Consider the following 6,350-nt stretch of genomic DNA (forward strand, 5'->3'; position numbering starts at 1 on the left):
GACACTTGCGACCAGATAGGAGCGACGCTAGCGACATATGCGGAGCAGACGTTTTTCGTTGTCCAGGTGGACAGCGGGTCGCGACCAGGTTCAGTTGTGTTGCTGTTTCCGCTCCCGTTGGTCTTCGATCTCCTCTGGTTCTTTGTCGTCGATCTTCGCGGTCTCGCTGTCGGCCTCGCCGACCGCGCGAAGCAGCTCGTCCAGCTTGGCGTGCAGCGCCTGCGTATCGCGATGCTCTGCCCGCTGGATGAACAGCGTCATTGCCCAGGTAGCCATCGTAGCGATGGCATGCCAATCCACGCTGCGCAGATCAAAGGTCAGCCAGAGGACGATATAAGCCAAGAAGACCAGAAACGCCTGCGGCCGCGATGTCAGCGTACCAATGTACGTGATGGTGCTCCTGATCTGGTGGTTTGCCATTCGCCCTAACTTTCGTGACCAGGTCCAAGTTCCAGGTGGGACCATATGTTGCCAAATCGGGATGCCAGCCCAAGTCTGCACGCTGTGACGTCGCGGCAAATCCTGACTGCTGACGGATGCGAGTCGATGGCGAAAATCCCATTTGTCTCACGGTCCGCGCACCGGCACATTCTCCACCTCGACCCTGCTTGGTGTCGCTTGATGGCCTGTTGTGCCGAGGTGCGGCGGGTTCTCCTGCCCGGAGAGCAACCCGCCGCCCTTAGAGGCGATTAGTGAAGGGCAGCGGGGCCACCGATCGCCGATGAAGGGACGTTTTCGGCGGTCGTTCCAGGCTCAGCCAATGAGGATTCCAACCGCTACGAAAACAATGCCAGTGCCGAAAATCGGCGCAAGAATCCACTGCGCCTCATAGACGCTGCGTCCCATTAGTTCCTCCTGAAAAACGTTCGTTGAGCAACGCGAGTTTCAGTGGTTTGTTCCGCGCCATGGTTGCGGGGTGTTAAGGATTTTTCTGCAACGTCTCCGCGACCGATCGGTTGGGGCACGACCGGTTTCCCTTCCCTTTCCGGTCAGTAGCCCTGTGGCCTGCTGCTCTGACCGACAGCGGGCTACAGCGTCAGCAGCCAGCGTGTTGCCGGGTCTGCGGCCAAAGGTATGAAGCGGCCGACGCGCAATGGGTCAAGCCGGGTTGATCGGCGCGTGCAGCATTTGCGTGGCGAAGACCATCTTCGCCACGCTTCCCAAGGAACTCGCTGTAGTCGTCGCAAGACCAGCGTTGGCAGGAATCCTCAGTCCAATGGTGAGGCAATAGGGGCATTCCAGTTGGTGGTTGAGATACTGCTGCGCCATGATGGGCGAACAGTGCGCCATTCAATGTGCCCTTTGTCGGGCTGAAGCGAGTCTCCTGGTGCAGCGTCCATGATAATCAGACCAGTCAAACCGCTTGCGCCTTGGTGGCAGGCATGCTGACAGGCTAGCCTGCTGGTATCGCCCGCGACCGGCGGCAAATCGCCTGCATCCATTTCGATTTCGATCGCTTAAGGGCCAGGCGACCGGGTCAGTTCAAGCTACCGATCGCGCTCGCCCAACGCCTTGGACCGACCTCGCAAGGAACTGTCCGGAAATGAACGCCTGCTCCATAACCGGGCAATCATTTGCAAAAGCCGCGCTCTGGGAGGTCGCGGGCCGATCAGGCGGAGCTTTTTTGTCGGCTCGAAAGATAGAGCGCTTCCTCGTCGTCGCGCTGCCTGCCGCCAAGCGCTGCCGCGGCGCTGGCGATGAAGGCGCCGACGACCAGCGACAGTGCGCCGAGCAGTGCAAAGGTAGCACTGGCCTTCCTAGCGGTGTCGGCGGCCTGCTGCGCCTTGACCTTGGCATCCTTCACCTTGACGATGATCGCATCAACACGCGCCTTCGCATCAGCTTGTGAGAGCCCGGTGCGCGCGGCTACAAGCTGTGCCAGATAGGCGCTGTCGTCAGCCGAGACGTCGCCAGCCGCCGCACTGGCGACCAGGATTCGCGAGGCCTGTGCCGCCGCCGCAGCGTCGCTTTGCGGATTGGCAGCGGCAAGCTTGTTTGGGTCGGCAGGCCGAAACAGCGAATCCACGAAGTAGGATGTCATGTTGTCGGCCGCTCCGCCGGCATTGGCGGAGGCCCCCGCCGAAGCACCCATCGCGGCCCCCGAGGCGACGGTCGAGGCGGCTTGAACGCCCGAACCCAATGCCGCAGAAAGCGCCGAGCCTAAAACACCGGCGACAAGCAGTGTAGCCAGTGCCCAAGCCAGGAAGCCGTGGGCGGTGTCGCGGAAAAAGACCTCATCTGTGTGGATACCTACCCATTTGGTGCGAAGCCGGCCGGCAAGATAGCCGCCAACTCCCGACGACAGCCACTGCACAACCACCAGCCACACGGCAGTAGACGCCGCGAATGTGGTGACCGAGGCACCAGAGCCGGACCACGGCGATACCATGGAGAGGCCGAGTCCTGAGCCGAGCAGCATCAGAATGAAAGTGAGGGTCGATGCGGCGAAGGCGCCGGCGATGATTGGTCCCCACCTCACGGCCGAAGAAGAAGATTCCGTCGGAGCGGAAACGTCGGCGGCTACCAGGGTTGACTGCATCCCAGCCTCCTACCGCGCGAACAGCATTATGAGAATGATGATCGGAATTGGAATACCAAGCAGCCACAGCAAGACAGCGCGACCCATGAAAACCTCCCGTGCGTTTGTCAGTGCCGATCTAACAATGCGGCCAGAGGAGTTCTGTTCCGTGGCTTGCCGATCGCAGAGCTAGACCATTTAGACGGCGATCTGTGCAGGGCATCATTCGGACCAATCTGTTTGATGCCGTTGCAGTTGTGGGACCCAAGGAGAGCCGGCTAATAACGTTTGAGGCGGGCAGTGGACACAGCTGCCATCGGGTGCCGCTCACTCGTGAAACGCCATTCAATTAATGCGGCAAGGCAGGAGAGCGGCATCAATCGCCCCCGTCAAAGACCGAATTTGCACTTCCGGCCTCGCCGTCGATCAACTAGCGAACTTGTTGTCGCCGTCTTGCACGGCTCAACGTACTATTTTCTTTCTCAGCCAGGTGAGGAACCTGTTTCCGGCAATTGTCCGCCGGACTCTGGCGGCGGTCCAACTCGCTTGCATCGTAGCGCCGACATGGCAGTGGCAGACGATTCTGTGCAACTGCCAGTCGCTCAGCTCGAAGAAGCGCTTTGCCTCGCCGTAGGTATCGTCTTTCAAGCCCATCGCACGCAGCACCGGATCCTCGAAGGCAACGGTGAGCGGCGACCCCTCGCTACGCGCGTGTTCGCGGGCTTCCGCATACAGATGTTCGGTTCCTCTCAGCGCTCCGAGGCATCGCGTGGGATGTTGTTCTAGCAGTTCTGCCCAACGCTCGATGCGCTGCTGTCGGGTCATGATCGGGTACGTCGCCAAGGGTTCAACTTCTGCGATTGTCTGCAGTTGGTCGAGTGTTTGGTGTTTCATGGTCTGCTCCTGTTGAATTGCAGGAATGCCCCCCATGAATTCCGCATTCCATTAGTTATCGCTTGATAAGTCGATTAACCAATGCTTGGTTCCGCGAGCCTCTTGCTCGACGGACGGCCGTTCGCTGCTCAGTAGCGGCAAGTGCCTTTGCCTGTGTCGATATACCCGGCGGTGTTGGGTCCGCCTCTAAAACCAGCGGTGTTCGGGCTCGAAACTCTTGGCAATTGCGATGCCGAGAAGAACGCCAAGCGTGCCGCCGAGCACCGTTGCCGACGAGATCGCACCTGGTGTTCCGCTGAACCTTTTCCGACATGGTGTGCGCCTGGCTGCGCAGTTGCGGGGCTGCGCCAGAGACCTGTTCGGCCGAACAGTCGTACCAGCCGGCTGGTTCTTGGGCTCGCTCGGAGAGAGTTCGATTTGTTTTGGTAATTTCGCGGCGAAGCTCGGCGATCTGTTTCCTCATCACTTCCTGAAATTCGCCTGATGCCTTTGAAGTGCCCGGAGCGCTTGGGTTTTCGGCCCTATGGATTTTCCTTCTGATGCCACAGGGAAAACGGTGGCGTCGGCCGTAGCCCGCTGGCTCCCGGCCAACGGGCTTTTTCGTGTGCCAGTGGGCTTTTCGCAGGATCAGCCTGCGCGACGACGCGCCTTGGCGGAACAGGAAAGCCTTTTGCGAGTTCATATCCATCAACACGCGCATCGACGCGCTAGTGCAACTGACGCGGCAGCGCAACAGGGAGACCAGATACCATGGGCCTTGGAACCATTCTCATCATCATTCTCATCCTCGCCTTGCTTGGCGGCTTCAGCGGTCTGGGTGGCGGGCCGTTCTATGGCACCGGCTATTATGGCGGCGGCGGCCTCGGCCTCGTGCTGCTCATCGTTATTATCCTGGTCCTTCTCGGGCGCCTTTAGTGCCGTCCGCACGATTAAGCGTGCCCGCCTCTCTCTCTTGGAGCGGCGGGCTTTTTAGGAACCGAAACCTCGCACAAAGCATTTCAGCAATCGTAGCAATCCGTTACTCGAGCGGGCCGGGGAATACGTGAACGTCATCCAACAAGCGGGGACTGGGATTCCAGGGGTTCCCTCTGCCGATTTGATGCAGGCGCTGCCCGTCGCCGTCTACACCATCGACAAACAGGGTCGCATCACATTCTTTAACGAAGCCGCGGCCGATCTGTGGGGGCATCGTCCTGTTATTGGTCAGGACCTGTGATGCGGTTCATGGAAGCTTCTTCATCTTGACGGCCGGGCAATGGCGCATGACGAATGTCCGATGGCGATTGCGCTGCTCGAAGAACGTGATGTCCCGTGGGACCAGGCGATTTCAGAGAGGCCGGACGGTGAACTCATTCCGTTCAGGGCTCACCCACGCTTGCTTCGCAACGAATCGGGCGAGATTGTCGGCGCCATCAACACGCTGCTTGATCTGCGCACGCAGACGCTGGCGGGCGAGGCGCGCATCCGTCTTGCCGCAATTGCAGAGTCGTCGATGGACGCTATCGTTTCGAAGGACATAAACGGTGTCATCACCAGCTAGAACGACGTGGCAGAACGTCTGTTCGGCTATACGCCCGCCGAGGCGATCGGCCGGCCGGTAACGATGCTCATTCCAACCGACCGCCTCGATGAGGAGGCCTCGATCATCGCCCGCATACGCGCCGGCGGCAGCGTGCCATCATACGAAACGGTCCGCTTGCGCAAGGAAGGTCGGCTCATTCCGGTCTCGCTGACCGTCTCCCCGATCCGCGACGGCATTGGGCGGATCATCGGCGCTTCCAAAATCGCGCGCGACATCAGTTCGCACAAGGAGAGCGAACGGCGCATCCGTCTGCTCATGCGCGAAGTCAACCATCGCGTGAAGAGCCAATACTCGGTCATCATCTCGATGATCCGCGAGACCAGCAAATTGACGAGCACGCCGGCGGCTTTCCTCGAACAGGTGCGGGAGCGCATCGGAGCGCTTTCGGAATCCCATGATCTTCTGGTCAACGCCGAATGGCGCGGCGCGACGGTAGGCGATCTAGTTCGACGCGCAACTCAAGGCTTTCGCAGCGCAGGACCGTCTGTCGGTGGCCGGGCCGGTGATCATACTTCAGCCTAATGCCGTACAGTATCTCGGCATCGCCTTCCACGAACAGCCCACCAATTCAGCAAAACACGGAGCGCTGTCCCGCCACCGCGGAAGGATCGAAATAGCTTGGAAGGTGACGTCTGCTGGCGACGGCACTGACAGCTTTCGCCTCATCTGGCGTGAACTGGGCGGGCCGATAGTGGACGCGATCACACGCCGTGCCTTTGGATCTGTCGTCCTCACGCGGGTCGCACCGCAGGCACTCGGCGGCACCGGCAAACTTGAGTTCGACAAGCAAGGCGTCGTCTGGACGCTCGAAACGCCGTTGCGGTCCGTCGAAACCTCTCTCGCCAATATTGCGGCCGATTGAAGGAACATCGTTTGCGCCAGCGATTATGCGCCGAAGGGCACGCGGCGATGGTTGACGATAGGCAAAAAGAGACCCGCAAGATGCGAGAAAACAAGTTGGCTCTTTTCATGGCGAAAGAGACAGGCATTACAGCTGACCAGGCGCGCGACCTCACTGCAATGATCGGCATCGACCTCGGCTCCTTGCTGTGCGAGGCTCGAATATTGAGAAAGCAATCGGGCCAGTCGCTTTCCTAAGAGACCGTTTTGAAAATCGGCTGGCTATGGGTTCCGTCTGAGGCTTGGTTGTGATTCAAGCTTTAGATGTGGACAGAGCAGAGCCGTGGCCGGATGGCCCAGATCGCCAAGAAGACCAAGCGCTACCCGTTTGATTTGACGGACGAGGAGTGGGAGCAGTTCGCGCCGCTGATGCCCAAGCCTGGGCGTCGCGGCCGTCCGCGCGAGGTTGATTTCCGGGAGGTGGTCAACGCCGTGCGCTACCTGGTCCGCTCCGGT

General features: G+C 59.9%; 11 protein-coding genes. 8 read left to right on the forward strand and 3 right to left on the reverse strand.

All coding sequences use genetic code 11. The annotated features are described in order from the left end of the window. Positions 1-90 precede the first annotated feature (90 nt). The 3 genes from EN859_RS28420 to EN859_RS28435 form a co-directional block, all read right to left on the reverse strand. Positions 91-420: a low affinity iron permease family protein gene (locus EN859_RS28420; RefSeq protein ID WP_127856030.1), complete on the reverse strand. Its 330-nt coding sequence runs from the start codon at positions 418-420 to the stop codon at positions 91-93. A gap of 1,189 nt (positions 421-1,609) precedes the next feature. Beyond that, positions 1,610-2,539, reverse strand: coding sequence for a hypothetical protein (locus EN859_RS28430; protein WP_127856032.1), 930 nt, complete (start codon positions 2,537-2,539; stop codon positions 1,610-1,612). 441 nt (positions 2,540-2,980) lie between these two features. Continuing rightward, positions 2,981-3,412, reverse strand: coding sequence for a hypothetical protein (locus tag EN859_RS28435; RefSeq protein ID WP_127856033.1), 432 nt, complete (start codon positions 3,410-3,412; stop codon positions 2,981-2,983). A gap of 229 nt (positions 3,413-3,641) precedes the next feature. Between EN859_RS28435 and EN859_RS28440 the strand changes: the two genes are divergently transcribed. The 8 genes from EN859_RS28440 to EN859_RS28460 all read left to right on the forward strand — a co-directional run. Next, positions 3,642-3,896, forward strand: a complete 255-nt coding sequence (locus EN859_RS28440; protein ID WP_127856034.1) for a hypothetical protein — start codon at positions 3,642-3,644, stop codon at positions 3,894-3,896. A 266-nt stretch (positions 3,897-4,162) separates the two neighbouring features. Continuing rightward, positions 4,163-4,327, forward strand: coding sequence for a DUF3309 family protein (locus tag EN859_RS28445; protein ID WP_127856035.1), 165 nt, complete (start codon positions 4,163-4,165; stop codon positions 4,325-4,327). Between the two features lie 127 nt (positions 4,328-4,454). Next, positions 4,455-4,628 (forward strand): PAS domain-containing protein, encoded by a 174-nt coding sequence (locus EN859_RS39660; RefSeq protein WP_245525744.1) that lies wholly within the window; start codon positions 4,455-4,457, stop codon positions 4,626-4,628. 60 nt (positions 4,629-4,688) lie between these two features. Beyond that, on the forward strand, positions 4,689-4,952 hold the full coding sequence (locus EN859_RS39665) for a hypothetical protein (protein WP_245525745.1): 264 nt from the start codon (positions 4,689-4,691) through the stop codon (positions 4,950-4,952). A 6-nt stretch (positions 4,953-4,958) separates the two neighbouring features. Continuing rightward, positions 4,959-5,516, forward strand: a complete 558-nt coding sequence (locus tag EN859_RS39670; protein ID WP_348632952.1) for a PAS domain S-box protein — start codon at positions 4,959-4,961, stop codon at positions 5,514-5,516. Further along, on the forward strand, positions 5,485-5,856 hold the full coding sequence (locus EN859_RS39675; protein ID WP_245525746.1) for a sensor histidine kinase: 372 nt from the start codon (positions 5,485-5,487) through the stop codon (positions 5,854-5,856). Before EN859_RS39670 ends, EN859_RS39675 begins: the two co-directional genes overlap by 32 nt. Before the next feature lie 11 nt (positions 5,857-5,867). Further along, the gene (locus tag EN859_RS28455; protein WP_245525747.1) at positions 5,868-6,092 is read left to right on the forward strand and encodes a hypothetical protein; all 225 of its coding nucleotides are present in this window, start codon (positions 5,868-5,870) and stop codon (positions 6,090-6,092) included. A 66-nt stretch (positions 6,093-6,158) separates the two neighbouring features. Beyond that, positions 6,159-6,350 (forward strand): transposase (locus tag EN859_RS28460; protein ID WP_189502294.1); only part of this gene is annotated, 192 nt, incomplete at its 3' end.

Source organism: Mesorhizobium sp. M00.F.Ca.ET.216.01.1.1, from assembly GCF_004010325.2.
Classification (GTDB): Bacteria; Pseudomonadota; Alphaproteobacteria; order Rhizobiales; family Rhizobiaceae; genus Mesorhizobium.

Coding starts and splice junctions, on each gene's coding strand:
- EN859_RS28420 (WP_127856030.1), bottom strand. CDS start 420: ATGGCAAACCACCAGATCAGGAGCACCATCACGTACATTGGTACGCTG.
- EN859_RS28430 (WP_127856032.1), bottom strand. CDS start 2,539: ATGCAGTCAACCCTGGTAGCCGCCGACGTTTCCGCTCCGACGGAATCT.
- EN859_RS28435 (WP_127856033.1), bottom strand. CDS start 3,412: ATGAAACACCAAACACTCGACCAACTGCAGACAATCGCAGAAGTTGAA.
- EN859_RS28440 (WP_127856034.1), top strand. CDS start 3,642: ATGCCGAGAAGAACGCCAAGCGTGCCGCCGAGCACCGTTGCCGACGAG.
- EN859_RS28445 (WP_127856035.1), top strand. CDS start 4,163: ATGGGCCTTGGAACCATTCTCATCATCATTCTCATCCTCGCCTTGCTT.
- EN859_RS39665 (WP_245525745.1), top strand. CDS start 4,689: ATGGCGATTGCGCTGCTCGAAGAACGTGATGTCCCGTGGGACCAGGCG.